Here is a 25,367-nt window from a genome sequence, read left to right as displayed (position 1 = left end):
GTCGGCGGCGATGACCTGGGGTCATTGCCGCTCCTGCAGAAAGGCGCGCAGCGCGGTCAGCGGCATGGGCCTGGCGAAGTAGTAGCCCTGGAAGCTGTCGCAGCCGTTGTTGCGTAGAAAGGTCGACTGCGGTTCGGTCTCGACGCCTTCGGCGATCACCGACAGCTTGAGGTGGTGGGCCATGGAGATGATCCCCAGGGTGATGGCGGCATCGTTGCTGTCGCTGGTCACGTCCTGGATGAACGCGCGGTCGATCTTCACCTTGTCCAGCGGCAGGCGCTTCAGATAGCTGAGGCTGGAGAAGCCGGTGCCGAAGTCGTCGAGGGCTATCTCCACCCCCAGCTGCTTGAGCTGATGCAGAGTCTGGATCGCGCGCTCGGCATCGTGCAGCAGTACCGACTCGGTAATTTCCAGCTCCAGATAGCGGGCCGGCAGCTGGTGTTTTTCCAGCACCGCGCGGACCTGCTCGACGAAACCGGTGCGCTGGAACTGCATCGGCGAGATGTTCACCGCGATGGTGAAGCCGCCCATGCCCTGATCGGCCAGCTGGCGCGTCTGGGCGCAGGCGCGGTCGAGCACCCAGGCGCTCAGCGGGATGATCTGCCCGGTATTCTCCGCCACCGAAATGAACTCCGCCGGCGAGACGAAGCCGCGCTCGGCATGGTTCCAGCGCAGTAGCGCCTCCATGCCGATCATGCGACCGCTGTTCGCGTCGATCTGCGGCTGGTAGTAGAGCTCGAAGTCCTGGTGGTCGATGGCTTTCTGCAGATCGTTGCGCAGGCTCACCAGATCGCTGACGCGCTGGTTCAGATCCGAGGTGTACCACTGGTAGTTGTTGCGACCGACTTCCTTGGCCTTGTACATCGCCAGATCGGCCTGCTGGATCAGTTGCATGGGCTGATCCAGCACGCCGTCACTGAGGGTGATGCCGATGCTGGCGGTAACGTGCAGCTCGACCTCCTGGATGCTGAAGGGACGACTGATCGCCTCGATCAGGCGCTCCGCCACCTGCAGCACGTCTTCCTCGCGGGCGAGATCGGGCAGCAGGATGATGAATTCGTCACCGCCCATGCGCGCCACGGTGTCGCCGGGGCGCACTTCCTCCAGCATGCGCCGGGCGGTTTCGGCCAGCAGGTGGTCGCCAAAGGCGTGGCCGAAGGAGTCGTTGATCGGCTTGAAACCGTCCAGATCGATGAACAGCACCGCCAGCATGCGCTGGTAGCGGCGCGCGATCTGGCAGCCCTGGGTCAGGCGGTCTTCGAGCAGCGCGCGGTTGGGCAGGCCGGTCAGCAGATCGTGACTGGCGTTGTGGCTCAGCTCGTTCTCGTAGCGTTTCTGCTCGCTGATGTCGTTCTGGATGCCGACGAAGTGGGTCAGATCGCCGCTGTCGTCGAAGACTGGCGAGATGAACAGATCGTTCCAGAACAGACTGCCGTCCTTGCGATAGTTGCGCAGCACGGCGCGCACGTCGCGCCGGGCAGCGAGACCCTGGCGGATCTCCTCGACCTGCAGACTGTCTCGCTCATCTCCCTGGAGGAAGCGGCAGTTGCGGCCCATGGCCTCCGGGCTCGAGTAGCCGGTGATGCGTTCGAAGGCCGGATTGACGTAGATGATCGGGTGGTCCGGTTGGCGCGCATCGGCAATCACCACGCCGTTGTTGCTCGACTCCAGGCTGCGCTTGAGCAGGCGTAGCTGGGTCAGCGAGGCCTTGCGCTCGGTGATGTCGCGCAGCGACAGCAGGTTGACCGGTTCGCCTTCCCACTCGGTATGCGAGCGATGGATTTCCACATCACGCAGACGGTCCGGCAGCGTCCACTCGAACAGCTCCTGGTTATCCGCAGGCAGGCTGAAGTGCTGCGGCATCTGCCCGCTGCTCTCGAACAGCTGGCGCGCCGCCGGGTTGGCGTAGCGCAGGCCGCCGTCGTGATCGACCACCAGCAGGGGATCGCGCGTGTCATCGAGCAGCTTGCGGAACATCTCCTCGCGGTGCTGCAGCGCTGCTTCCGCCCGCTTGCGCTCGCTGATATCGCGGAAGTAGACGGCCAGACCTTCCTCGGACGGATAGGCGTGGATCTCGAACCAGCGCTGCATTGGCGGGAAGTAGGTTTCGAAGTGCTGTGGTTGCTGCTGATCCATCGCCAGCCGGTAGCGCTCGCCGATCTCGCTACTCTCCAGCTCGGCGAACAGTGACCAGATGTCCTGACCCAACAGCTCTTCGCGGGTATAGCCAAGCTGCAGCGACGCTTCGTGGTTGGCGTAATCGAAGTGCCAGTTGCGGTCCAGGGTATAGAAGGCGTCGGTGATGCTCTCCAGCGTGGTGGTCAGGCGATCCGCCAGGGCCTGCAGCTCGCTCTGCGCCTGGCGCCACTCGCCGATGTCCTGGATGGCGCCGATCACGCGCTGTATCACGCCCTGCTCGTTGCGCACCGCCTGGCCAATGGCGCGGACGTCCATGCGTCGCTTGTCGATGGTGCGAATCTGCAGATATATGTCGAAGCTCTCGCCGCTGGTGATGCAGTGGTCGATCGCGGCTACCAGCCCGCGGTCGATCAAGCTGGTGTCGAGCTGGATTTCCTGGGCAAGGCCGAAGCGCGCCGCATCCGGATAGCCCATCAGCTCTGCCAGTTCCGCCGACCACAGCAGCTTGCGCTGCGGCAGCTCCAACGACCAGCCGCCGAGCCTGGCGAGCTTGCCGGTCAGGCTCATCAACAGGCTGTTCTGTTGCACGCGCTCGTCGGCCAGGCGCTGTTCGGTGACATCGCGGGCGCCGCAGTAGATCAGCCGCTGCTCATCCATCACCGCGGTGATGTTCAGCCAGCGCTCGTTGCCGCCGGCATCCAGCGCGCGCAGTAGCAGGTCGCGCACCAGCTCGCCGGAGAGCATCAGCTCGATGGCCTCCTCGAGCTTGTGGCGGTCGTCGACGTGGATCAGCTCCCGGTAGGGTTTGCCGAGCAGCACTTCCTGCGGGTAGAGCAGCACCTGGGTGAATGCCGGGTTCACCTGCACGAAATTGCCGTGCAGATTGACCATGCAGAACAGCTCCAGCGACAGGTTGAAGAACTGGTCGCGCTCGCGCAGTGCCTGGAGCATGCGCTGGCGTTCGGTGATGTCCTTGCCGATGCCGAAGACGCCGACGATCTGCCCGTCAACCTTGATCGGGAGGGTGGTGATGTCCACCACCCTGGCCTCGCCGGAGCGATCCTGGATGCCCACCTCGTAGCGCTGTTCCTCGCCGCGCAGCGCGGCGTCGAAATATTTGGCGACCCTGTTGTGGTCGGCCTTGTCGAGCAGCTTGCGCCAGTGCTGACCGATGAAGCGTTTCTCGTCCAGCCCGGTGGTGGTGAGTACCGCCGGGTTGACGCTCTGAAAGCGCCCTTCGAGATCGATGGAAAAAACCATATCGGGGTTGTTGCTGAACAGCGAGCTGAAACGCTGGCGGCTTTCGTCCAGCTGCTGGCGGTCCAGATGGCGCTCGATGGCGATCCCGGCCAGATAGGCGGCGTCCGCCATCAGACGTAATTGTTCCTCGCTGGGTGATCCCGGCTCGCGCTCGTAGACGGCGAAGGTGCCTAGCACGCGAGCGTCATTGGATATCAGCGGTTGGGACCAACAAGCGCGAAGCTGATGTTCGAGGGCCAACTCGCGATAGCCTTCCCAAAGCGGGTCGGTTTCGATGTTCTCGGTCACCACCAGCGTCCGCCGCTGAGCGGCAGTGCCGCAGCAGCCGGCCATCGGGCCGATCTTCGTGCCAATGATCGCCGCGTTGTAGCTGGATGGCAGGCTGGGCGCCGCGCCTTCGCTGAAGTGCGTGCCATCGGCGTCCAGCAGCAGCACCGAGCAGAGCGCGCCGGGGTCGAGTTCTTCGAGCATCAGGCAGAGAAAGGTCAGGGTTTCCTGCAGTGGCGCGTCGGTCGAGATCATTTCCAGCGCCCGGCGCTGCAGTTCGTAGCGTCGCTCCTGCTGGACCAGCTCGGTAATGTCGCGCGCGACCGCGAACAGGGTGCTGTCCTGTGCCGACCAGTCTGCCGACCAGAGCACCTCGACGAGACGCCCGTCGCGCCGCTGGACGCGATTGCGGAACAGCCGGGTCGGCTGCCCGGCAACGACTGCGGCGGCTGCCAGGCGCGTCGCTTCGCGGTCATCGGGATGGACCAGCTCCTCGTGTCGGCGGCCGATGAGCTCGGCCTGGGTGTAACCGAAGACGCGCTCGCAGGCACGGTTCACCTGGGTAAAACGGCCCTCGCCATCAAACGAGCAGAGCACATCCAGCGAGTACTCCATGATTCGCTGGTTCTGCGCCTGTACCTGCTCCTGGCGGGCCAGGCTTTCCTCCAGGCTGCGGGCGCGTTGCACCGCGATCCAGCCCAGGCGCTGACTGATCACCAGGAAAAAGCTGCAGACCAGGCCGAACAGCAGAACCAGGGTCGGCAGCAGGCTGGTTAACGCGAGGTGATCGATCTGGCGCAGATGGCTGTGAAGCTGCCACTGGCTGTCGCCACCGATAAGCAGATCGCGCTGTTCGATGGGCGGCAGCGCTAGGGCGCGCTCGTCGAACGTGGATATGGGCCGGTCGTGCTCGTTCACTTCGACGGAAATGCTGTCGATGCGCGAGTCCAGAGTCGCCAGCAGGGAGGTCGGGTCGATGCTCGCCACCAGCAGCCAATCACTGGTTTCAGGCACTTGCAGCGGTAGCGCGATCACGCCGCGCGTGCCGCCCTGCGGGCCATGGCGCAGCGGCGAGAGGCTGGCCGTGCCGGCTGATCGCTGCTGCGCATGCAACCAGGTCATCCCATCGGCATCGGCGCTGAAGTCGACGAGAAAGGCCTGTTCTTCGCCGGCCAGGCTTTCCAGCCAGTGCGCCTTCAGGTTCTGATCGAGTACCGCGATGGCCTTGAGCCCTTCGATATCGTGCAGGTAGCTGCGGCTTTCCTGGTGCCATAGCGCGGGGACGGGTAGCTGCCCGATTGCCTGCCAGCGGTCGCCCATGCGCTGCAGCAGTGCCAGGCGATCCTCCAGGCCCAGGCGCAATTGCTGCTCCGCGCGGTCGAGTGCGGCTGCGCTTTCCTGCAGCCGGTCGTTGATCTGCTGCTGGCTGGCGAGGAACCAGGCGAGCATCGTCAGCAGTACCGCCACCAGGCCGATGGTCAGGCTCACACGGTCAAGCAGGCGCTTCGGTTGCGGCGGCAGCTGACCGACCAGCATGACGCCAACGCCGGTGAGTACCAGCAGCAGGCTGGCCACCGCGTTGGTATCGGGTTTGAAGCCCACGCGAAAGGCCTCTGCTGGCAGGAGCCAGGAGAGGCTTTGCGAAACCACGGCCAGCAGGATCAGCAGGCTTCCAATCAGGCGAGCAGCCACCTGGGCTGCAGTATGTTGCGAGCGAGCCAGCAGCAGCCCGACCAGCAGCAGCAGAAATGCTCCGGCCATGGTGCTGCGCACCCGCAGGAAGTTGCTGATCAGAGACACGCCCTGGTCTGCCCCGCCGGCGATCAGGTTGTGGCCGAGCGTGTAGACACACAGGGCCGCAAGCAGTGCGGCACTGCCCCATAACAGCCCCCGCGCATCGCGCGCGGCGGACAGCAAAAGCAGTCCGCTGAGCACTGCCAGCAGCGCGCCATCGGGCAGCACCAGCAAGGTGTGCACGCTGGGGTTGGCGGTGCCCAGGTAGGCCAGTACCACACTTGCACCCATCACCATCAGAGCGAAGGACAGCGTGTGCAGGTAGGCCTGGAAAATGATGTGGCGACTCTTCAATCCACTACTCCCGAGTTGCTGCGGCCCAGAGGATAGCTTCCTAATCCCTGGCTCATGCATTGGTCGGTCGGCAAGTTGCTGTTGTTGTACCCGCATCATGGCCTGTAGGCGCTGGTGGGCTTAAGGGTAGAACACGCGAACGGGCAACCGTGCGGGAGGGCGGTGAGCAGATGCATTGGAAATGGATGACGCGGTGGGGTGAGCGAGGTTGCTGACGTCGGTGGGCATCGCACGTCGCCTGCCCCGCGACCCCGTGCGCGGGAAAGCCGACAGGGGAACGTGGCGTGATCAGGCGTCCCGGTTCAAGCGTCGCTGATTCTGCAGGTGCCAGCGCCTGAGCTTGCGCTCCCGGCGAATGTCGGTCCATTGGCCCTGGGCCCAGTCTCGGGCTCGGAGATAGTTTCTGGGCGTCATGGATAATTCGAAATCGTCCCAGCAAAGCCATTGGGAGAGTTTGTAGCGACCACGGCGGGTGACAAATATCAGTTCCTCGGAAGAAATCTGGACATCCACGACGTCATCCCACGAGAAGCTCACGCTCTTGAATGGAGAGAGCAAGACGCTGTGCAGGGTTATACCTGTATCGCTGAGCTGTACTCGTCGATCTCGTGGCGAGATGGCCAGATAACTCGCGGCGACGAGGAATAAGAGAGTGGTGGTCACTTGAGTACGGAGGTTGGCCTTGAATGAGTCGTCAAAGAACCCATACGCACCGAGCATGACGACGAAGCATCCTCCAAGGACTACGACACAGAGCGAGAGCGGTATCTTGTAGCTGAAGTTCATCCGTTGCCCGCCATCATTTTGCATTCCGCCGTAGCGACCGAGCGCGCATTCTAGATCTTCGACTGAGGATCTGACTGAGCAGCATTAGACAGGCTGCAGCTGTTGCGCTGCGTATGCGCCGGAGGCTGAGGTTCTGCGCTGATTGAGCGCTGCAGAAACGACAGAGCCCGCACTGGGCGGGCTCTGTTCTGCTGCCTTCCTCTACGAGAGGGGAGGAAGCTCGATCTGGCGCATCCGGCGGGATTCGAACCCACGACCCCTGCCTTCGGAGGGCAGTACTCTATCCAGCTGAGCTACGGATGCGTTGCGGGGCGCAATCATACGCATCCGCCGCGCGGGCGTCCAATTCGGGCGCGCATGGGTTCCGAGGACGCTTCGGGGTGCCTGCGCGTAAATTTTCTTGAACGGGCTATTGCCCTTTATCGAACACGACCCTAGCATCGGCCGGGATTTCACCTCGCCGCGTTCGGGCGTCATCGACGTCCTCCTGCTGTCCATGTACAGACCCACGGCCGTCCGCGCCGCGTCTGGCCGTGTCTGCAGGCGTTTTTCGACCGGCCGGTCAGCATTCACCCCCATTTCTTCCGGCGCCCTGCTGCCGGCTCCCAGGAGACTGCCATGCAACTCAAAGACAGCCAGCTGTTCCGCCAACAGGCCTTCATCGCCGGTGAATGGTGCGATGCCGATGGTGGCAAGACGCTCGCCGTGAACAACCCGGCGACCGGCGAGACCATCGGCACTGTGCCCCGCATGGGCGCCGCCGAGACCCGTCGCGCCATCGAAGCGGCCGACAAGGCCCTGCCGGCGTGGCGCGCACTGACTGCCAAGGAGCGCTCCGCCAAGCTGCGCCGCTGGTTCGAACTGATGATGGAGAATCAGGACGACCTGGGCCGTCTGATGACCATGGAGCAGGGCAAGCCGCTGGCCGAGGCCAAGGGCGAGATTGCCTACGCCGCCTCCTTCATCGAGTGGTTTGCCGAGGAAGCCAAGCGCATCTACGGCGACACCATTCCTGGCCATCAGCCGGACAAGCGCCTGATCGTCATCAAGCAGCCGATCGGTGTCACCGCCGCCATCACGCCTTGGAACTTCCCCGCTGCGATGATTACCCGCAAGGCCGGCCCGGCACTGGCCGCCGGCTGCACCATGGTGATCAAGCCGGCGTCGCAAACGCCCTATTCGGCACTGGCGCTGATGGTTCTGGCTGAGCGCGCCGGCATTCCCAAGGGCGTGCTCAGCGTGGTCACCGGCAGCGCCGGTGAAGTCGGCGGCGAGCTGACCAGCAACCCGATCGTGCGCAAGCTGTCCTTCACCGGCTCGACCGAGATTGGCCGCCAGCTGATGGCCGAATGTGCCCACGACATCAAGAAGGTCTCCCTTGAGCTGGGTGGCAACGCACCCTTCATCGTCTTCGACGACGCCGACCTGGATGCCGCCGTCGAAGGCGCCATGGCCTCCAAGTACCGCAATGCCGGGCAGACCTGCGTCTGCGCCAACCGTCTGTACGTGCAGGACGGCGTCTACGAGGCCTTCGCCGAGAAGCTCAAGGCGGCGGTGGCCAAGCTGAAGATCGGCAACGGTCTGGAAGAGGGCATCACCACCGGTCCGCTGATCGACGAGAAGGCCGTGGCCAAGGTTCGCGAGCACATCGAGGATGCCGTTTCCAAGGGCGCTCGCGTGGTTCAGGGCGGCAACGGTCTGGGCGGCAGCTTCTTCGAGCCGACCATCCTGCTCGACGTACCGAAGAACGCTGCAGTGGCCAAGGAAGAGACCTTCGGCCCGCTGGCGCCGCTGTTCCGCTTCAAGGACGAGGCCGAGGTGATCGCCATGTCCAACGACACCGAGTTCGGTCTGGCTTCCTACTTCTATGCACGCGATCTGGGCCGGGTGTTCCGCGTCGCCGAGGCGCTGGAGTACGGCATGGTCGGCGTCAACACCGGGCTGATCTCCACCGAGGTCGCGCCCTTTGGCGGAGTCAAGGCATCCGGCCTGGGCCGCGAGGGTTCCAAGTACGGCATCGAGGACTACCTCGAGATCAAGTACCTCTGCCTTAGTGTGTGAATGACGTCGACCTCCGGGTCGTCGGCCATACGGCGTTGGCGACGGATTTCAGATGCTCACGTACTCCAGTACGCTGCGCTCTGAAATCCGTCGCCGCCTTGTCTGGCCTTAGCCCCGAAGGTCTTGCGGCGGGGGTGGCTGGAAAGTCGAAGCGCTCGGTTTACCGCAATCGTTGAGCAGACAATGAGGGTCCATGGCATGAGCAAGAGCAACGAATCGCTGATGCTGCGGCGTCAGGCCGCGGTGGCGCGGGGTGTCAGCCAGATCCATCCGATTTTCGTCGAGCGCGCGCACAACGCGACCGTGGTCGATGTCGAGGGACGCGAGTACATCGACTTCGCCGGCGGTATCGCGGTGCTCAACACCGGCCACCTGCATCCGAGGGTAATCGAGGCGGTGCAGCAGCAGCTGCAACGTTTCACCCATACCTGTTTCCAGGTGCTGGCCTACGAGCCCTACGTCGAGGTTTGCGAGCAGATCAACGCACGGGTTCCGGGCGAGTTCGCCAAGAAGACCCTGCTGGTGTCGACCGGCTCCGAGGCGGTGGAGAACGCGGTGAAGATTGCCCGCGCCGCCACCGGGCGTGCCGGCGTGATCGCCTTCACCGGCGGCTACCACGGCCGCACCATGATGACCCTGTCGCTCACCGGCAAGAAGAATCCCTATGCCGCCGGCATGGGCCTGATGCCTGCCGGCGTCTACCGCGCGCGCTTCCCCGACGCCCTGCACGGCGTCAGCGAGGACGAGGCCATCGCCAGCATCGAGCGCATCTTCAAGAACGACGCCGAACCGCGCGACATAGCTGCCATCGTCATCGAGCCGGTGCAGGGTGAGGGTGGTTTCCTGGTTGCCTCGCCGGCGTTCATGGGGCGGCTGCGCGCTCTCTGCGACCGCAATGGCATCCTGCTGATCGCCGACGAGGTGCAGACCGGCGCTGGGCGTACCGGCAGCTTCTTCGCGATGGAGCAGATGGGCGTGGCGGCTGATCTGACCACCTTCGCCAAGTCGATCGCCGGGGGTTTCCCGCTGGCCGGCGTCTGCGGCCGTGCCGAGCTGATGGACAGCATCGGGCCTGGCGGCCTGGGCGGCACCTACGCCGGCAACCCGCTGGCCTGCGCCGCGGCGCTGGCGGTGATGCAGGTGTTCGACGAGGAAGACCTGCTGGCGCGCAGTCGCGCACTGGGCGAGCGACTGATGGGCGGGCTGCGCGAGATCGCCGCGCGGCATTCGTCGGTGGCCGAGGTGCGCGGCCTGGGTGCCATGGTCGCGCTGGAGCTGTGCGAGCAGGGCGACCCGCTGCGTCCCGCCGCCGGCCTGGTGACGCGGATCGTCGAGCGCGCACGGGACAAGGGCCTGATCCTGCTGTCCTGCGGCACCTACGCCAACGTATTGCGCGTCCTGGTGCCGCTGACCGTGCCCGACGAGCAGCTCGAGCGAGGCATGGCGCTGCTTGCCGAGTGTTTCGACGAGCTGGCCTAGGCCGGCCCGCACGGAGTATCGAGTGGGCCACGGTTCTTCCCTCGCCTTCGGCAGAGGGTGCCGAAGGCGGGTGCGGGATGCTTCGGCGTGCAGGGTCTTTCCATCCGTAGGGTGGATGACGCCTTGTTCATCCACCGGCGATTGTCTGGTGGATGGGTAAAGCGCCATCCGCTCTGCGGTCGAGGCCAGCCGACGTGCAGCCGCGGCCTCCCACCGGCGCTGCGCGCCACCTTCTCGCGGCGGGAGAAGGACAGCTGTGGGGCGATGGCGCGGGGTGGTTGTCGGGCAGGGCCTAGATGGCTGCCAGCCGGCTCAGGCTGGTGCGTACCTGGTCGAGACCTTCTTCCAGCAGCTTGTCGTCAATGCAGCCGAAGCCGAACAGCAGGCCGCCGCGCGGCTGCGGCTGGCTGTAGAACGGACGCAGGTCCAGCAGACCCACGCCGCCCTGGCGCAACTCATGTGCCAGGGCGTCTTCATCGATCGCCAGCCGCAGCCGCGCGGCGAGGTGGATGCCGGCCAGCGGCACTATCGGTTCCAGCCAGGGGCTCAGGTCGCTGTGCAGGCGTTGCAGCAGACGCTCGCGCCGCCATCCATAGACCCGCTGCATGCGCCGGGTATGGCGGGCAAAGCCGCCGCTGACCAGGAAGTGCGTCAGCGCACGCTGCTGCAGGCTGCAGCTGTGGCGGTCGCTCAGGTGCTTGGCGTGGATGAGCGCCGGCTGCAGACCGGGTGGCATCAGCAGGTAGCCCAGGCGCAGCTCGGGGAACAGGGTCTTGGAAAAGGTCCCCAGGTAGGCGACCAGGCCGTGACGATCCAGGTTCTGCAGCGACTCCAACGGTCGTCCTTCGAAGCGGTATTCGCCGTCGTAATCGTCTTCGATGATCAGCGCGCTGCGGGAGCCTGCCCATTCCAGCAGGGCCAGACGCCGACCCAGGCTCATTGGCATGCCCAGCGGGAACTGATGCGATGGCGTCACGTAGACGATGCGGGCATCGTCGGGCAACTGCTCGACCAGCAGGCCTTCCTCGTCGACGGGCACCCCGACAACCCTGGCGCCGGCCGCGAGGAAGATCTGTCGCGCCGGCGGGTAGCCGGGCTCCTCCATCGCCACGCACATCCCGGGTTCCAGCATCACCCGGGCAAGCAGGTCGAGTCCCTGCTGTGCGCCCTGGGTGATCAGCAGATCTTCCCAGGCACAGCTCACCGCGCGACTTATTGCCAGGTAACGGGCGATGGCCTGGCGCAGCGGCGGGTGGCCGGCGTCCTCGTCATAGAAACCGGGCGTTCGCCCCAGCTCGCGCAGTGCCTGCTGCAGGCAGCCGCGCCATTCCGGGAAGGGGAACAGCTGCTTGTCGGTGGTGCCGCCATGGAAGTTGTAGCGACTGGCTCGTTGCCGCAGTGGCGTGTGCGCGTCGGTGAGCGCCTGGCGCAGCCGAGTTGGCTGCAGCGCGCTTGCCGACTGCATGGGCGCGCGGGCCGCCGTGCGCTGGATGCCCTGGCTGACGAAGGTGCCGCTGCCGGCACGGCCATGGAAGAAGCCTTCGGCGCAGAGTTGCTCGTAGGCTTCGCTCACCGTCTTGCGTGACACCTGCAGGCGCTGGGCGAGAAAGCGCGTCGGCGGCAGCCGATCGCCGCCGGCCAGGCGTCCGCTCAGCACCGCCTCGCGCAACTGACGGTAGAGCTGATTCGCCAATGGCAGACGCGGATCCAGATCAAGATGCAGATCCATCGGAATTGGCCTCCTCAAATTTCGGCGAATTGGCTATTTGGCCACGCCGCAGCCGGGCCTAGTCTGAACGCCTGACTCGCAAGGGGCGAGTCCCACAGGAGCTATCCCGATGCGCCTCAACTGGATCAAGACCTCGTCCGACGCCTACAAGGCCATGCTTGGCCTGGAGACGGTGCTGGAGCAATCCGGCATCGAACTGCCGCTGCTGGAGCTGGTGCGGCTGCGCGCCTCGCAGATCAACGGCTGCGCCTATTGCGTGAACATGCATGCCAGCGACGCGCGCCGCGGCGGGGAGAGCGAGAAGCGCCTGCAGACGCTCTGCGTGTGGCGTGACACCGGGCATTTCAGCCCGCGCGAACGCGCCGCGCTGGCCTGGACCGAAAGCCTCACCCGGCTTTCCAGCGGGCATCCCGACACGGCGCAATACCAGGCGCTGGGCGAGCACTTCAGCGAGGCGGAGATCGTCAGCCTGACGCTGGCGATCGCCACCATCAACGCCTGGAATCGCTTCGGCGTGGGCTTCGACCTTCAGCCGGAGTGAGGCCCTGTCAGGCCAGGGCCTCGCGCACGAAGTCCAGGCGGTCCTGGCCGAAGAACAGCTCATCACCGACGAACATGCTCGGTGCGCCGAACACGCCGCGGCGCACGGCTTCTTCGGTGGTGGCCTTGAGCGCGTCCTTGACGTCCTGCTGCGCGGTCAGGGCGAGTATCGCCTGGGGCTCGAAACCGGCCTTGGCCAGCGCCTGCCCGACCACCACCGGATTACTCAGGTCCAATCCTTCAACCCAGATTGCGTTGTAGATCGCAGTCACCAGTGCCTCGAAGCGCTCCGGCATGTACAGCTGAACGCCGGTGGCAGCGCGCATCAGCGTCAGGGTATTGATCGGAAAATTGGGGTTGAAGTTGAGCGGCACGCCATAGCGGCGGGCGAAGCGGGAAAAATCCCTGGAGGTGTAGGCGCCCTTGGCTGGAATTGTCACCGGCGAGGCATTGCCGGTGGCCTGGAAGACGCCGCCGAGCAGCATGGGCCGGTACACCAGGGTGGCGTCATGCGCCGCGCACAGCTGTGGCAGCTGGGTCCAGGCCAGGTAGCTGGCGGGGCTGCCGAAGTCGAAGAAGAACTCAACGGTCTTGCTCATAGGGATTCACTCTGCAGGTCGGGGTGTGGGTGGCTTACCAGCGTTCCATCCAAGGGCGCAGGTCGAGTTCGAAGGTCCAGGCATCGCGCGGCTGGCTGTGCAGGTACCAGTAGTTGTCGGCAATGTGCTCGGGATCGAGGATGCCGTCCTGATCCTTCTGTGCATAGCGCTCGGGGAAGTTGTCGCGGATGAATGCGGTGTCGATGGCGCCGTCGACCACGACGTGGGCGACGTGCACGTTCAGCGGCCCCAGCTCCCGCGCCATGCTCTGCGCCAGCGCGCGAATCGCATGCTTGGCGCCGGCGAAGGCGGCGAAGTGGGCGGCGCCGCGCAGGCCGGCGGTGGCGCCGGTGAAGAGGATGCTGCCGCGCTTGCGCGCAACCATGCGCCTGGCCACCGCCTGGCTGGTGAGAAAGCCGGCGAAGCAGGCCATCTCCCAGATCTTGAAGTACTTGCGCGCGGTTTCCTCGAGGATGCTGCAGGGCACGTTGGCGCCGATGTTGAAGACGAAGGCCTCGATCGGGCCGATTTCATTCTCGATCTGCTCGATGAGCGCGCTCACTTCTTCTTCCTTGCGCGCGTCCACGCCGAAGGCATGCGCCTCGCCACCTTCGGCGCGAATGCGCTCCACCAGCGGTTGCAGCTTGTCCAGGCTGCGCCGGACCACGCAGGCGACGTAACCCTCACGGGCGAAGCGGCGGGCTATCGCGCCGCCGGTGGCATCGCCTGCGCCTATCACCAGTGCCACCTTTCTGCGGTCTGTCTGCATGGTATTCGCCTTTAATTAACGATCGTTAAGTAAACGAACGTTATGCTATGGTTCGGACATCGTCAAGCAAGCAGCGTGAGTGGAGATCGAATGCGTTACTCGGCGGATCACAAGGCGCAAACCCGCGAGAAACTGCTCTGCAGCAGCGGTGCCATCGCCAAGCGCGGGGGCTTCTCCGCCACCGGTGTCGACGGCCTGATGAAGGCCATCGGCCTGAGCGGCGGCGCGTTCTACAGTCACTTTCCGTCCAAGGGCGAGCTGTTTTCCGCGATCGTCGAGCGTGAGCTCAGCCAGAGCCTGGAACGCCTGGGCGAGTCGGTCGAAGCGCAAATGTCCCGCGCCCGGTTGCAGCGCTGCCTGGACATCTACCTGAGCATGGCCCACGTCGAACACCCGGACAGCGGCTGTGCGCTGCCTACCCTGGGGGCGGAGATCGCGCGGGCCGAACTGCCGGTGCGCGAACAGGCCGAGCACTGGATCAGCCGCCTGCAGCAGGCCTGGGCTTCGGCGCTGGGCGATGAGCAGCAGGCCTGGGCAATCCTCTGCCAGTGCGTTGGCGCGCTGCTGGTAGCGCGCATGCTGGCCACGCCGCAGATACAGCAGCAGGTGCTGGAGGCGAGCAGACAACTGGTGACTGAGCTGGTGGCGGCAGAGCGCGACTAGCAGGGTGGGAGGGCGCCATAGCCGCCGTGTTGGCGCGGCGGATATGGCAGGTAGCCGATGGGCCGGGTGCTCCCGAGGGAAGCGCGCCCTGTCGGGGGAAAGCCCCCGACTCCAACATGCAGCGCCTGTCTGCCCGTCCTTGTGGGAATGGCGGAAGGCGCTGCGGGGCGATCAGGTGGCGACGGCGGGACTGTCCTTGGGCGCCCACTGTTCGAGGTCGTCCAGGCTCTTGCGATAGTGCTTGAGCCCCATGCTCAGGACGATGGCCGCACCGAGCAGCGCAATGCCGGTGACGATGCAGATCGAATAGCGCAGCATCTCGTCGGCGCGGAAGCCGTACTGGGTGACCATCGCCACCGCGGTCGGGCCGATGCCCATGCCGATCAGCGTGATCACGAACAGATAGATCGCCGATGCCTGCCCGCGCATCTGGTTGGGCATTATTTCCTGGATCGCCGCGGCGGCGACGCCGAAGGGCATGGCGACGAAGAACACCTTGACGGTCATGAGCGCGATGACGGCTGTGCTGTTATCGACCAGATAGACGCCGTTGAGAAAAAAGCCGATGACCGCGGAGAGAATGCCGACGCGCATGCCGGCGTCGCGACGGCCGCGCTTCTGCAGCCAGTCGGCAATGCGGCCGCCAAGCAGGATGCCCAGCGCGCCTGAGCCACAGACCATGCCGCCATAGATCAGGCCGATCTCCGCACGCTCCCAGCCGAACGTGCGCGCGAAATACTCTGGAATCCAGGCCGAACCGCCGTAGGAGGCGAAGGACAGCAGGGCGAAGCCGACGTTGTGGCACATCACCGACTTGCGGTTGGCCCTGATATAGCTGGCTACCTGGCCGAGCGGCACGGCCACGCCGGCGCCTTTGCCCTGGCGGGTAGGCTCCTTGATCAGCATGAGGATGGGCACGAAGATCACGCCGGCGGCGCCGAGGACCAGGAAGATCAGCTGCCAGGGGCGGGTTTCGCCGAGCAGCGGCAGGTCGACGTTGCCCTTGGACTGCGCCCAGGCGGCGACGGTGCCGCCGATCATCAGCGCCAGGCCCGAGCCGAGATAGATGCCCATCGAATAGACGCTGATGGCGGTGGCGCGCAGCCGCGGCGGAAAGCTGTCGGCCAGCAGGGAATAGGCCGACGGCGACAATGCCGCTTCACCGGCCCCCACGCCGATGCGGAAGGTGAGGAACGTCCAGAAGGTCTTGGCGGTACCGCACAGGGCGGTCATCAGACTCCAGACCAGCACGCCTGCGGCGATCAGCCCGCGCCGGCTTTTGCTATCCGCAACGCGCCCCAGCGGGATGCCACAGATGGTGTAGAAGAGCGCGAAGGACAGGCCCATCAGCAGGCTCATCTGCGTATCGGAGATCTGCAGATCGGCGCGGATCGGCCCCACGAGCAGGGTGAGGATCTGTCGGTCGACGAAGGACAGGACGTACGCGAGCATCAGAATGGCGACTGTCAGCCAGGCGCGGGTGCTCGAGGGGTAGCCGTTGTTGTTGTGCATTGACGGGCTCCAGTGACTCGTTCGAACGGCCGGCAGGGCGCGGCCAAGCGCCTTTTATACGGGAAACCGAGTTTCGTTATGCAGAATTTTTGTTGTTATTTGTTGCCTTTGATGGCCATCTGTTCCGCTCTGCGAAACGTGTTTCGGATGAAACGGCTGTCTCGCTCGTGCAGCCTAGGCGAGATGCCCAGCCGCGCCAGGGGCCTTGCGCCTCTGGCGTGCGGCTGGCAAGTGAGCGCGAAGTGAGGCGGGCCAGGCGCGGCGCGCGGGGCGCCGCTGGAGGTAGTGGCCGTGCCTGAGTGGGTGCAGCAGGGGCTTAGACGCCCAGGCTTTCGATGTCCCGGGCGAGCATTTCCAGCTGGTGCGCCAGGGAATTCTTCAGCGTGTCTTCGGACAGCTGGAAGGACGGCGCGCCGCAGGTCAGCACCATGATGCTGCCGTCCTGCAGATGCAGCGCCACGCCAGCGGCGTTGACGTTGCGATCCCAGTCGCCGAGCGACAGGCAGAAGCCATGGCTGCGGAATTCGGCGAAGGAGGCTTCCAGCGAGGTGCGCATGCTCGGCCAGTCGTCCTTGCCCATCTTGTCCGCCAGCGCCGCCAGCAGGTGCTCGCGCTCCTTCTCCGGCGTGGCGGCCAGGTAGGCGCGGCCGGCGGCGGTGGTCGCCAGCGGCAGGCGTACGCCGGCATCCATGCGCAGTGAGGTCAGGTCAGTCGGTCGGCAGTTCTCGACGTAGATCATCGACAGCCGATCGCGGCAGGTCAGGCCGACCGTGGTGTTGGTGCGACGGGCAAATTCGTCCATGTACGGCTTGGCCAGCTGGCGCACGCGCAGGTTCGACACATAGGCGTAGCCGAGGGCCAGCACACCCGAGTCCAGCTGGTACTTCTCCAGCTGCTGGGAGTAGCTGAGATAGCCGAGCTTGGTCAGGGTGTAGGTCATGCGCGAGACCGTCGGCTTGGGCAGCCCGGTGATGCGCGCGATGTCCTGATTGCCCATGACCACGGTGCCGTGGGTGAAGGCACGCAGCACATCGAGGCCGCGGGCCAGGGCTTCGACGAACTTGCGGTCTTTCTGCGGGCTGGTCTCTTCGTCGTCTTCGATCATGGGTTCTCGGTTCATCGGCTAAATATAAGTGGCTCCCTGACCAGGCGCGCCCGCGCCCAGCGCGCGATGGCCAACGGCCACTCGGCTGGCAATTGGGGGCGAACGATAGCAGATCGACCTGCTCCGGGCAGCTGCGGGCGCAGACCGATGGACGATTGCGCCACGAAAATCTATCGCATACCATCGGATTTCGACACTAAATTTCGCACAGCAGAATAATAAATCGATTTTGGAGGTTTTTGGATGTCTTCCACCGCCACTGGTTATGTCGCTGCGCAACTGGCTGCGAACCCCCTGCACAACGTCTACGACCTGTTGGCCCAGGCCGCTGCAGCCCATCCGGACTGGCGTGCCTTCACCTGTGGCGACACCTCCTTCAGTAACGCCGAGTTCCTCGCCCGGGTCGACGCCTTCGCCAGCTACCTCACCCATCACAGCGGTCTGCAGCGCGGTGACCGCATCGCCGTGATGATGCCCAACGGCCTGCAGTATCCGGTGGTGACCTACGCCATCTTCAAGGCCGGCCTGATCCAGGTGAACACCAACCCGCAGTACACCCGCGACGAGGCACTGCACCAGTTCCGCGACTCCGGCGCCAAGGCCCTGATCGTGCTGGATCGCCTGTTGCCGCTGGTGCGCAGCCTGCAGGCGGACACCGATATCGGTCTGCTGATCATCTCCAGCGCCGACGACTTCGAGAATCCGCAGTACGCCACCGAGGAGGTTGGGGCGATTCGCTTCATGCAGGCCCTGCGCCTGGGTGAGCAGAGCCCGCCGACCGAGGCGGTGCGGGGCATCGAGGACGTCTGTCTGCTGCAGTACACCGGCGGCACCACCGGCGTGGCCAAGGGGGCGATGATCTGCCACCGCAACCTGCTGGCCTGCGTGATCCAGTGCAGCGAGCTGTTTCTCCAGCCGGGGCGCATCGAGCCGGGCAAGGACACGCGCATCGCGCCGCTGCCGCTCTACCACATCATGGCGTTCGTCACGAACATGCTGCTGCCGGTGGGACTTGGCATCCACACCGTGTACATCCGCGATGCGCGCAACCTCGACGAGATGGTCGGCGCCATGCGCAAGCACGACTTCACCCTGATGAACGGCATCAACGCGCTGTTCGTCGGCCTGATGGCGCACCCGGATTTCGACAAGATCGACTTCTCTCGCGTGAAGTACGCCAACTCCGGCGGCGCACCGCTCAACAGCGCGGTCGAGCAGCGCTGGATCGAGCGCACCGGCTCGGTGATCCGCGAAGGCTTCGGCATGACCGAAACCAGCGCCGTGGTCTCCACCGGCACGCCCTGGACGCCACATGGCAAGGGCAGCGTCGGTGCGCCGACCATCGACACCGAGGTCCGCGCGGTACGCGAGGACGGCAGCGATGCCCCGACCGGCGAGCCGGGTGAGTTGTGGATACGTGGCCCGCAGGTGATGCTCGGCTACTGGGGGCGTCCTGAGGCCACCGCCGACACCCTCACGGCCGATGGCTGGCTGAAGACTGGTGACATCTGCACCATCGACGAGCAGGGGCTGATCCGCATCGTCGACCGCAAGAAGGACATGATCCTGGTCTCCGGCTTCAACGTCTTCCCCAACGAGGTGGAGGACGTGGTGGTGCGTTGCCCCGGCGTGCGTGAGTGCGTGGCGGTCGGCGTGCCGGACGAGAAAAAGGGCGAGGCGGTGAAGATCTTCGTCAGCCTGCTCGACCCCAAGGTCACCGAGGCACAACTGATCGCCCACTGCCGCGAGCACCTGACCGGGTACAAGATTCCCAGCTTCGTCGAGATTCGCGCCGAGCTGCCCAAGAGCAGCGTCGGCAAACTGCTGCGCCGCGAGCTGCGTGACGAAGCGCGCAAGGCGGCCCAGGCATGAGCCTGATCGGCGTCCATGACGCCGAGGGCTGGCGCGAACTGGTGCTCGACGACGGCAAGGTCAATGCGCTTTCGCAGGCCTTGCTGGATGAGCTCAATCAGCAGGTGCAGCGCGCTGCGCAGGATGGGCTGGGATTGCTGATCAGCGGCCGCGACGGCTGCTTCAGCGCCGGCTTCGACTTGCGCGTGATGCGCGTCGAAGGCGAGCAGAAGAAGCGCCTGCGTGCGGCGGGCGGGCTGCTCACACGGCAGTTGCTCAGCCATCCGGCGCCGGTGGTGATGGCCTGCAGCGGCCATGCCATGGCCAAGGGTGCCTTTTTGCTGCTGTGCGCCGACTGGCGTGTCGGCAGCCTGGGCGACTTCCGCATCTGCCTGAACGAGACGGCGATCGGCATGCCCATGCCCGAGCCGGCGCTGACGTTGGCCCGCGAGCGGCTGGCGCCGACCTGGCTCAGCCGCGCGGTGCTCCAGGCTGAACCCTTCGACCCGCGTCAGGCCCTGGCAGCGGGTTTCTTCGATCAGCTCAGTGCTCCTGATGCGCTGCTGGACAATGCCCGTACGGCCATGGCCCGCCTGGCTGCGCTGGATCGTCCCGCCTACGCGGAAACCCGCCGCCGGTTGAACCGCGATCTGCTCGGACGGCTGGAGTAATACCGGCATAGACCCATACCGCTCCACCGCTATCCTTCTCCCCCAGTAGAAGGTGGCGCGCAGCGCCGGATGAGGGATGCCGCGACTGCACGCCGACTGGCCTTGGCCGTAGGGTGGATGGCGCTTTACCCATCCACCAGACAATCTCCGCTGGATGAGCAAGGCGTCATCCACCCTACGGATGGAAAGGCCCTGCACGCCGAGGCATCCCTCACCCGCCTTCGGCACCCTCTGCCGAAGGAGAGGGAAAAGCGAAGCCCTGCCAGCCCCCACACCGAGCCGTCGCTCCCGCAGCTGTCCTTCTCCCTCCGGGAGAAGGTGGCGCGCAGCGCCGGATGAGGGATGGCTGGCGTTGCAGGGAATCCGTCGGGTTGGTTGCAAGCGGCGAAGGCCGCCCCTGACGCCGCTCAGCGCAATGCCGCATGCGGTCCGCTGAGGTAGTCGAGCAGGCGATACAGCGGCATCCCCGGCGAGCGGCAGTGGTCGCTGCCTTCGCGAATGCTCGCGGCGTCCTGCACCGCGCCGGCCATGCGCAGGTCCTCGCCGGCATGCACCAGCAGTGCCTCGACGCTCTCCGGGGTGCTTTCCAGATGGCACTGCAGCGCCACGGCGCGCTCCTCCCAGACAAAGCCCTGCCAGCGGCAGACGGCGCTGCCGTACAGCGCTATCGCATCCTGCGGCAGGCCGAACGCCTGGGCGTGCCAATGCAGTGCCATAAGCCGCTGCGGCAGCATCCGGCCGAGCGGCGAGTGGCGTGAGTCGGCGTATTTCTCCAGCGGCCACCAGCCGATCTCCGACTGGCCCATGGCGGCCACGCGCGCGCCGAGGGCATCGGCGAGCAGCTGGCCGCCCAGGCAGATGCCGAGCACCCGCTTGCCAGCGGCGAGGGCGTTGCGCAGCAGGCGCTTTTCCGCGCCGAGCCAGGGATGCAGGTGTTCTTCGTCGATGTTCATCGGGCCGCCGAGGAGGATCAGCAGGTCGAAGTCATCGAGTTGCGGTAGCGCATCCCCGGCATACAGGTGGTGGGTACGCGCCGGCAGGTTGCGCAGCGCCAGCCAGTCGGCGATGCGTGCCGGGCCCTCGAAGGCGACGTGCTGGAGGATGGCGATACGTTTCATATGCCGGTCTCCGGCTGAGGTCGAGGCTGGCGCGCGCGGGCGAAGGCACGGTCGAGGCGGCGCAGCATCTCGTCGACATTGGCGTGGCTTACCGTCAGCGCGGGTGAGAAGCGCAGGCAGTCGGGCTGTGGTGCGTTGATCAGCAGGCGCTCTGCCAATGCCGCCTGGACCAGGCTCGAGCCTTCCTGGCCAATCAGCGGCAGGCCGATCAGCAGGCCGTGGCCGCGTAGCGGACCGTGCCCATGGCGGCGGGCGAGACGGGCCAGGCCGTCGCGCAGATGCACGCCGATTTCGCGCACATGCTCGAGAAAGCCCGGCTCCAGTACCGTGCGCAGCACCGCAAGTCCCGCCGTGGTCATCAGCGCGTTGCCATGGTAGGTGCCGCCCTGCTCGCCGGGCTCCAGACAGCAGGCATTGCCGCGCGCCAGCACGGCCGCCAGCGGCACGCCACCACCGAGGCCCTTGCCCAGGGTGAGGATATCGGCGCGGATGCCGTAGAGGTCTTCGGCCAGCAGCGCGCCGCAGCGCCCGACGCCGGTCTGCACCTCGTCGAGGATCAGCAGCAGGCCGCGCTCGCGGCACAGGCGCGCGGCGCCCTGCAGGTACTCCAGGGTTGCCGGGATCACCCCGGCTTCACCCTGCACCGGTTCGAGCATGACCGCTACCGTCTGCTCGTCGATGCTGGCGGCGAGCGCGTCGAGGTCGTTGAACGGCACCTTGGCAAAGCCGGGCAGCTTGGGTTCGAACATGTCCTGGAAAGACGGTTTGCCGGAGACCGACATGGCTGCCAGGGTGCGCCCGTGGAAGCTGTGTGCGGCGCTGACGATACGGTGCGCGCCGCCGCGGTGGACCTGGCCCCACTTGCGCGCCAGCTTGATCGCCGCCTCGTTGGCTTCGGCCCCGGAGCTGACGAAGTAGGCCTGGTCGCTATCGGTCACCTGGCACAGCCTGGAGGCGAGCTTGAGCATGCCGCGGTTGTAGTAGGCCGGGCCGGGGTTGATCAGCGCTTCGGCCTGTCGCTTGAGCGCCTCGACCAGCACCACCGGGCTGTGGCCCAGGCTGTTCACCGCCCAGCCCTGGGTGAAGTCGAGGTAGGCCTCGCCCAGGCGGTCCCAGAGCCAGGAGCCCTGGCCGCGTACGAAGATCTGCGGCGGGCGTTGCACGGTGGGCATCAGGCGCAGATGGTCGAGTGGCTCACGCATGGCCGATCTCCCGGACTGCCGCGTCCGCTTGCAGTGGTAGGGGGGCGGGGCGCCCCTGCAGCCGACCGCTCCAGTCTTCTACCTGGTCGCTGGCCAGGCGCGCGGCGGCGGCCTGTCGCCAGCGCTCGCTGAGTGCCGCGCAGGCGACCAGCTGATGCAGGCCGGCTCGCTCCAGCGGGAAGTGAAAGAAGCTGCGGATCGCGCGGGCCACGCTGAGCCCCGGGTAGCTGCGCTGAACCAGTTCGAGCGGGTCGTCGCTGCTGACCGCGCCTTCGCGCAGGACCCGGTAGAACCAGCCGCAGCGGCCGCTGTTCTGCACTATCAGCGGCAACTCGGCGAGATCCTTGTGCTGGCCGAGGCGATAGCACGGCGAACGGGGCTGGCTGACCTGCAGCAGCGCTCCGCCCCAGCGGAAGATGTCGCCGATGCATACCTGGCTTTCCAGCAGGCCGAGGCTGCTGAGATTTTCGCCGAACCCCGGCGCCTGCCAGGCGCGCTGCGGGTAGCGCCGGCGCCAGGTCGGATAGTGCTCGCGCGGATAGTGGTGCAGCGCGCGCTCCGGGCCGCCGTGAAAGCGCGTATCGGCCTGTTCATCCTCGGCCAGGCCCTCGCGATGCAGCCAGATTCGCCCACTGACCGCCTGCTTGTTGATCGCCGAGCGCAGGCCCGGCAGGATAACTTCCGCTTTGCCTATGAATACGCCGTCCACCCTTACCGCTCTCATGACTCCCTCGTGCAGATTGGCTCAACAATGTGGCTAGCCTAGGCGGGCGGAGGGGCTGCTCTCCATTTCGATTTTCCAGCATCTCTTATAAGTAGAACTTATGGATTTTCGCCAGCTTCGCTATTTCGTCGCGGTATTCGAAGAGGGTCATGTCGGGCGCGCGGCGGAGCGTCTGAGCATTTCCCAGCCGGCCCTGTCGCAGCAGATTCGCCAGCTCGAACAGGACCTCGACGTCAGCCTGTTTCAGCGCGGTGGGCGGCGGCTGTTGCCGACGCTCGCGGCGCAGACGCTGTATGGCCACGCATTGCCGTTGCTCGACGGCCTGGAGCGTGCGCGCGAAGCGCTGCGCGGATTTCGCGGCCAGGTGCCGCGCAGCCTGGCCATCGGCGTGTTGCAGACGGTGAATGCCAGCCTGGTGCCGCTGCTGCTGGAGCGCTTGCGGGTGGCGCAGCCGCAGTTGGTGGTGCAGCTCTACGAACTGTCCGGCATCGACATCGAACGTCGCCTGCTGACCGGCACCCTGGATGTCGGCATCGGCTTCCTGCCGCCGCGCCAGCCCGGCCTGCACGCGCTGCCGCTGTATGAAGACGAACTGCAGCTGGTGATGGCGGCGGACCACCCGCTGCGCGAGTTTCGCAAGGTGTCGCTGGCGCAGGCGGCAGCCCTGCCGCTGCTGATGCTCGGCGAGGAGTTTCGCGTGCGGCAGATCTGGCAGGAACAGCTCGCGGCCATCGGTCGCCGGCCGCAGGTCCAGGCCGAGATGAACCAGATGGGGGCGATCCTCGACAGCCTGCCGAACACCGGCCTGGTGACCGTGCTGCCTGGCCGCGCACGGCAGATGACTGGCGCTCGTGAGCTGCTCTGGAAGCCGATCAGCGAGCCGCGGGTACCGCTGCAGGTAGGGCTGGTCTACCGTGACGCACAGCGCCAGCAGGCGGTGCTCGATCTGCTGCGCTCCCTGCTCGAACCACTGGTGACGGCCGTCTGAGCGCTGCTGTTCATGCCAGCAGCGGCAGCAACCCCAGCGGCAGCAGAGCGAGCAGGACAAAGCGGCCGTTCCAGCTGACGGCCACGCGCCAGGGCGACAGCTGCGCATAGCGCGCCAGCAGCAGCGCCGAGGCACCATAGGGCGACAGCAGCATCGCCAGCGAGAAGCCGCCGAGCAGTGCCACCGCCGGGCCCAGCGGGTCGACGCCCTGAGCTGCCAGCTGGGCGAGCAGGCCGGCGCACAGGCTCAGCGAGATGATCGGGGCCAGCCCTACCAGCGCCACCAGCACGATGGCCAGCATGCCCAGCAGACCAAACAGCAGCGGCAGCCAGAAGGAACCGCCGAACCCGCCGAGCAGGTGCTCCACCGGGATCAGCAGGCTGACGGCGCCGCCGAGCACGGCGGAGCAGGCGAAGATGAACACCTCGTTGCGCATCCCCAGCAGGTTGTCGCTGATCTCGTCGTGGGTCTCGCCAACCGAGCGGGTCTGCCAGCCGAGGAACAGCGCCACCGCAACGGGCACCAGGATCATCGCCGCCTGGGTCGCCGACAGCCAGCTGCCGGTGGCCAGTGCCACTATCCCGCCGATGCCGAGCAGGCTGCCGAGCAGCAGGCCGCGGAAGGAGCCGCTGGCGGAGGGTTCCACGGACAGGTCGTCGGGCTGGCGGCACAGCCGCTGCAAACGCCGGTTTTCCAGCTGCCAGCCGATCAGCAGCAGGATGCCGGCGGCGATGGCACCGAACGGCAGCAACATCGCCCAGCTCAACCCGGGCAGCTCGCGGGTGAGGATCGCCACGCCGACGCTGGTCGGTGCCAGCAGCGGTACCAGGGCATAGCCGCGCAGGGCGCTGACCATCACGCCGCGCATGCCTTCGCGGCGCCGCTCACCCTCGATGCCGCGCTGGCGCAGGTAGCTTTCCAGCGAGCCGCAGACCAGGTTGAGCATGCCGAAGGAGAGGATCGAACTGATCGCAAAGCAGCTCGACAGGTAGCCCGGGTAGAGCCAGGCACGCGGCCCGGCCAGCAGCAGGCGGTGGATCTCGCCGAGCTGCGGCAGGCGCCGGACCAGGCACTGCATCAGCCCCAGCGCGCCGATGAAGGCGCCGTAGTAGGCGGCGCCACTGGCCAGGCGTGCGGCCTGTTCGAGATCGGGTTCGCCGATCAGCAGCCAGCTGCCGACGGCCGCCAGGGTGACCAGGCCGAGGTTGCGCGGATAGGGCATCAGCGAGCGCCAGTGCCAGGCAAAGAACAGCCCGAGCAGCACGCCACTGGTCACGCTCAGCACGGTCTGCCGACTGGCCAGCGCCGCCAGTTCCAGCAGCACCGCCAGAGGCAGCAGGCCGCGCAGCAATCCTGCGCAGAGCTTCATCGCCTCAGGGCAGCTCGCGACGCAACGCGCCGCGCTTGAATACACCTTCGCCAAAGGCCAGCAGGCGGTCGTCCTGATCGAGCAGGTCGCAGGTCGCCATGAAGATCTTGTGGCCCTTCGAGCGGCAGCGGGCCACCGCGCGGACCCGGCTGCCGGCCGTGGCTGGCGCGGAGAAATTGACGTTCATCGACAGGGTGATGGCGACCTGGCGCTCCTCGGGCGCCAGGCTATAAGTACCGCACAGGCCCATGGCCGCATCCATCAGCGTGGCCATGACGCCACCATGCATCTGGCTGGCGTTGTTCATGTGCCGCGGCAGCAGCTCCAGCGCCACCACCACCTCCTCGGCGGAATAGGTCTGCAGTTGCGCGCCGAGGTCCTGGAAGAACCCGGTGACTGTGCTTTGAATCTGGTCTTTGCTCTCGGCGGACATCGGCAGCTCCTGGC

General features: G+C 66.0%; 19 protein-coding genes and 1 tRNA gene. 7 read left to right on the top strand and 13 right to left on the bottom strand.

Annotated features, from left to right (window positions below):
* Positions 1-21: 21 nt before the first annotated feature.
* The 3 genes from DBO85_RS09640 to DBO85_RS09630 all read right to left on the bottom strand — a co-directional run bounded on the left by DBO85_RS09640 (position 22) and on the right by DBO85_RS09630 (position 6,843).
* Positions 22-5,754, bottom strand: coding sequence for a PAS domain S-box protein (locus tag DBO85_RS09640; protein ID WP_158268888.1), 5,733 nt, complete (start codon positions 5,752-5,754; stop codon positions 22-24).
* Between the two features lie 288 nt (positions 5,755-6,042).
* Positions 6,043-6,540, bottom strand: a complete 498-nt coding sequence (locus DBO85_RS09635; protein ID WP_108107049.1) for a hypothetical protein — start codon at positions 6,538-6,540, stop codon at positions 6,043-6,045.
* 226 nt (positions 6,541-6,766) lie between these two features.
* Positions 6,767-6,843: transfer RNA gene (locus tag DBO85_RS09630), tRNA-Arg, on the bottom strand.
* 315 nt (positions 6,844-7,158) lie between these two features.
* On the opposite strand from DBO85_RS09630, the gene gabD reads away from it, so the two are divergent.
* Both gabD and gabT read left to right on the top strand, forming a co-directional pair.
* Positions 7,159-8,601 (top strand): NADP-dependent succinate-semialdehyde dehydrogenase, encoded by a 1,443-nt coding sequence (gabD, locus tag DBO85_RS09625; RefSeq protein WP_108107048.1) that lies wholly within the window; start codon positions 7,159-7,161, stop codon positions 8,599-8,601.
* A 198-nt stretch (positions 8,602-8,799) separates the two neighbouring features.
* A complete protein-coding gene (gabT, locus tag DBO85_RS09620) occupies positions 8,800-10,080 on the top strand; it encodes a 4-aminobutyrate--2-oxoglutarate transaminase (RefSeq protein WP_108107047.1) in 1,281 nt (426 codons plus the stop codon).
* Between the two features lie 292 nt (positions 10,081-10,372).
* Here the strand turns inward: gabT and pdxR are convergent, their stop codons facing one another.
* A complete protein-coding gene (gene pdxR / locus DBO85_RS09615) occupies positions 10,373-11,809 on the bottom strand; it encodes a MocR-like pyridoxine biosynthesis transcription factor PdxR (RefSeq protein WP_108107046.1) in 1,437 nt (478 codons plus the stop codon).
* Between the two features lie 109 nt (positions 11,810-11,918).
* On the opposite strand from pdxR, the gene DBO85_RS09610 reads away from it, so the two are divergent.
* Positions 11,919-12,350, top strand: a complete 432-nt coding sequence (locus DBO85_RS09610; protein WP_108107045.1) for a carboxymuconolactone decarboxylase family protein — start codon at positions 11,919-11,921, stop codon at positions 12,348-12,350.
* Between the two features lie 7 nt (positions 12,351-12,357).
* Here the strand turns inward: DBO85_RS09610 and DBO85_RS09605 are convergent, their stop codons facing one another.
* Both DBO85_RS09605 and DBO85_RS09600 read right to left on the bottom strand, forming a co-directional pair.
* Positions 12,358-12,948, bottom strand: a complete 591-nt coding sequence (locus tag DBO85_RS09605; protein WP_108107044.1) for a 2-hydroxychromene-2-carboxylate isomerase — start codon at positions 12,946-12,948, stop codon at positions 12,358-12,360.
* A 34-nt stretch (positions 12,949-12,982) separates the two neighbouring features.
* Positions 12,983-13,717 carry an SDR family oxidoreductase gene (locus tag DBO85_RS09600; protein WP_108107043.1) on the bottom strand — a complete coding sequence of 245 codons (735 nt, stop codon included), beginning with the start codon at positions 13,715-13,717 and terminating at the stop codon, positions 12,983-12,985.
* Positions 13,718-13,807: 90 nt separating this feature from the next.
* Between DBO85_RS09600 and DBO85_RS09595 the strand changes: the two genes are divergently transcribed.
* Complete coding sequence (locus tag DBO85_RS09595; protein ID WP_108107042.1) at positions 13,808-14,380, top strand: TetR/AcrR family transcriptional regulator; 573 nt, start codon at positions 13,808-13,810, stop codon at positions 14,378-14,380.
* 171 nt (positions 14,381-14,551) lie between these two features.
* Here DBO85_RS09595 and DBO85_RS09590 read toward each other — a convergent pair whose 3' ends face one another.
* Complete coding sequence (locus DBO85_RS09590; RefSeq protein WP_108107041.1) at positions 14,552-15,892, bottom strand: spinster family MFS transporter; 1,341 nt, start codon at positions 15,890-15,892, stop codon at positions 14,552-14,554.
* A gap of 316 nt (positions 15,893-16,208) precedes the next feature.
* Positions 16,209-16,997 carry an IclR family transcriptional regulator gene (locus DBO85_RS09585; protein ID WP_108107040.1) on the bottom strand — a complete coding sequence of 263 codons (789 nt, stop codon included), beginning with the start codon at positions 16,995-16,997 and terminating at the stop codon, positions 16,209-16,211.
* A 243-nt stretch (positions 16,998-17,240) separates the two neighbouring features.
* On the opposite strand from DBO85_RS09585, the gene DBO85_RS09580 reads away from it, so the two are divergent.
* Together DBO85_RS09580 and DBO85_RS09575 are read left to right on the top strand one after the other, a co-directional pair.
* Positions 17,241-18,869, top strand: a complete 1,629-nt coding sequence (locus DBO85_RS09580) for a long-chain-fatty-acid--CoA ligase (protein ID WP_108107039.1) — start codon at positions 17,241-17,243, stop codon at positions 18,867-18,869.
* Positions 18,866-19,519 (top strand): crotonase/enoyl-CoA hydratase family protein, encoded by a 654-nt coding sequence (locus tag DBO85_RS09575; RefSeq protein ID WP_108107038.1) that lies wholly within the window; start codon positions 18,866-18,868, stop codon positions 19,517-19,519. Before DBO85_RS09580 ends, DBO85_RS09575 begins: the two co-directional genes overlap by 4 nt.
* Before the next feature lie 407 nt (positions 19,520-19,926).
* On the opposite strand, the gene DBO85_RS09565 is transcribed toward DBO85_RS09575, so the two are convergent.
* From DBO85_RS09565 to DBO85_RS09555, 3 genes are read right to left on the bottom strand one after another with little or no spacing between them, the layout of a single operon-like run.
* On the bottom strand, positions 19,927-20,637 hold the full coding sequence (locus DBO85_RS09565; protein ID WP_108107036.1) for a type 1 glutamine amidotransferase: 711 nt from the start codon (positions 20,635-20,637) through the stop codon (positions 19,927-19,929).
* Complete coding sequence (locus DBO85_RS09560) at positions 20,634-21,839, bottom strand: aminotransferase class III-fold pyridoxal phosphate-dependent enzyme (protein WP_108107035.1); 1,206 nt, start codon at positions 21,837-21,839, stop codon at positions 20,634-20,636. The genes DBO85_RS09565 and DBO85_RS09560 overlap by 4 nt, the downstream gene beginning before the upstream one ends.
* A complete protein-coding gene (locus DBO85_RS09555; RefSeq protein WP_108107034.1) occupies positions 21,832-22,563 on the bottom strand; it encodes an MOSC domain-containing protein in 732 nt (243 codons plus the stop codon). The genes DBO85_RS09560 and DBO85_RS09555 overlap by 8 nt, the downstream gene beginning before the upstream one ends.
* A gap of 100 nt (positions 22,564-22,663) precedes the next feature.
* Here DBO85_RS09555 and DBO85_RS09550 point away from each other — a divergent pair, with 100 nt between their 5' ends.
* Complete coding sequence (locus DBO85_RS09550) at positions 22,664-23,551, top strand: LysR family transcriptional regulator (RefSeq protein WP_108107033.1); 888 nt, start codon at positions 22,664-22,666, stop codon at positions 23,549-23,551.
* Positions 23,552-23,561: 10 nt separating this feature from the next.
* Here DBO85_RS09550 and DBO85_RS09545 read toward each other — a convergent pair whose 3' ends face one another.
* Complete coding sequence (locus DBO85_RS09545) at positions 23,562-24,899, bottom strand: hypothetical protein (RefSeq protein ID WP_108107298.1); 1,338 nt, start codon at positions 24,897-24,899, stop codon at positions 23,562-23,564.
* A gap of 25 nt (positions 24,900-24,924) precedes the next feature.
* The gene (locus tag DBO85_RS09540) at positions 24,925-25,353 is read right to left on the bottom strand and encodes a PaaI family thioesterase (protein WP_108107032.1); all 429 of its coding nucleotides are present in this window, start codon (positions 25,351-25,353) and stop codon (positions 24,925-24,927) included.
* Positions 25,354-25,367 lie beyond the last annotated feature (14 nt).

It is taken from the genome of Pseudomonas mangrovi (genome assembly GCF_003052585.1).
In the GTDB taxonomy this organism is placed as follows: Bacteria; Pseudomonadota; Gammaproteobacteria; order Pseudomonadales; family Pseudomonadaceae; genus Aquipseudomonas; species Aquipseudomonas mangrovi.
Note: the sequence above shows the minus strand (reverse complement) of the source record. Positions and strands in the feature narration are given on the sequence as shown.

What these genes read in the sequence shown, in the direction of transcription:
- DBO85_RS09560 (WP_108107035.1), bottom strand. Translation starts at nt 21,839, where the DNA reads ATGCGTGAGCCACTCGACCATCTGCGCCTGATGCCCACCGTGCAACGC.
- DBO85_RS09580 (WP_108107039.1), top strand. Translation starts at nt 17,241, where the DNA reads ATGTCTTCCACCGCCACTGGTTATGTCGCTGCGCAACTGGCTGCGAAC.
- DBO85_RS09605 (WP_108107044.1), bottom strand. Translation starts at nt 12,948, where the DNA reads ATGAGCAAGACCGTTGAGTTCTTCTTCGACTTCGGCAGCCCCGCCAGC.
- DBO85_RS09590 (WP_108107041.1), bottom strand. Translation starts at nt 15,892, where the DNA reads ATGCACAACAACAACGGCTACCCCTCGAGCACCCGCGCCTGGCTGACA.
- DBO85_RS09575 (WP_108107038.1), top strand. Translation starts at nt 18,866, where the DNA reads ATGAGCCTGATCGGCGTCCATGACGCCGAGGGCTGGCGCGAACTGGTG.
- DBO85_RS09540 (WP_108107032.1), bottom strand. Translation starts at nt 25,353, where the DNA reads ATGTCCGCCGAGAGCAAAGACCAGATTCAAAGCACAGTCACCGGGTTC.
- DBO85_RS09600 (WP_108107043.1), bottom strand. Translation starts at nt 13,717, where the DNA reads ATGCAGACAGACCGCAGAAAGGTGGCACTGGTGATAGGCGCAGGCGAT.
- DBO85_RS09585 (WP_108107040.1), bottom strand. Translation starts at nt 16,997, where the DNA reads ATGATCGAAGACGACGAAGAGACCAGCCCGCAGAAAGACCGCAAGTTC.
- DBO85_RS09550 (WP_108107033.1), top strand. Translation starts at nt 22,664, where the DNA reads ATGGATTTTCGCCAGCTTCGCTATTTCGTCGCGGTATTCGAAGAGGGT.
- gabT (WP_108107047.1), top strand. Translation starts at nt 8,800, where the DNA reads ATGAGCAAGAGCAACGAATCGCTGATGCTGCGGCGTCAGGCCGCGGTG.
- DBO85_RS09555 (WP_108107034.1), bottom strand. Translation starts at nt 22,563, where the DNA reads ATGAGAGCGGTAAGGGTGGACGGCGTATTCATAGGCAAAGCGGAAGTT.
- DBO85_RS09565 (WP_108107036.1), bottom strand. Translation starts at nt 20,637, where the DNA reads ATGAAACGTATCGCCATCCTCCAGCACGTCGCCTTCGAGGGCCCGGCA.
- pdxR (WP_108107046.1), bottom strand. Translation starts at nt 11,809, where the DNA reads ATGGATCTGCATCTTGATCTGGATCCGCGTCTGCCATTGGCGAATCAG.
- DBO85_RS09635 (WP_108107049.1), bottom strand. Translation starts at nt 6,540, where the DNA reads ATGAACTTCAGCTACAAGATACCGCTCTCGCTCTGTGTCGTAGTCCTT.
- gabD (WP_108107048.1), top strand. Translation starts at nt 7,159, where the DNA reads ATGCAACTCAAAGACAGCCAGCTGTTCCGCCAACAGGCCTTCATCGCC.
- DBO85_RS09610 (WP_108107045.1), top strand. Translation starts at nt 11,919, where the DNA reads ATGCGCCTCAACTGGATCAAGACCTCGTCCGACGCCTACAAGGCCATG.
- DBO85_RS09595 (WP_108107042.1), top strand. Translation starts at nt 13,808, where the DNA reads ATGCGTTACTCGGCGGATCACAAGGCGCAAACCCGCGAGAAACTGCTC.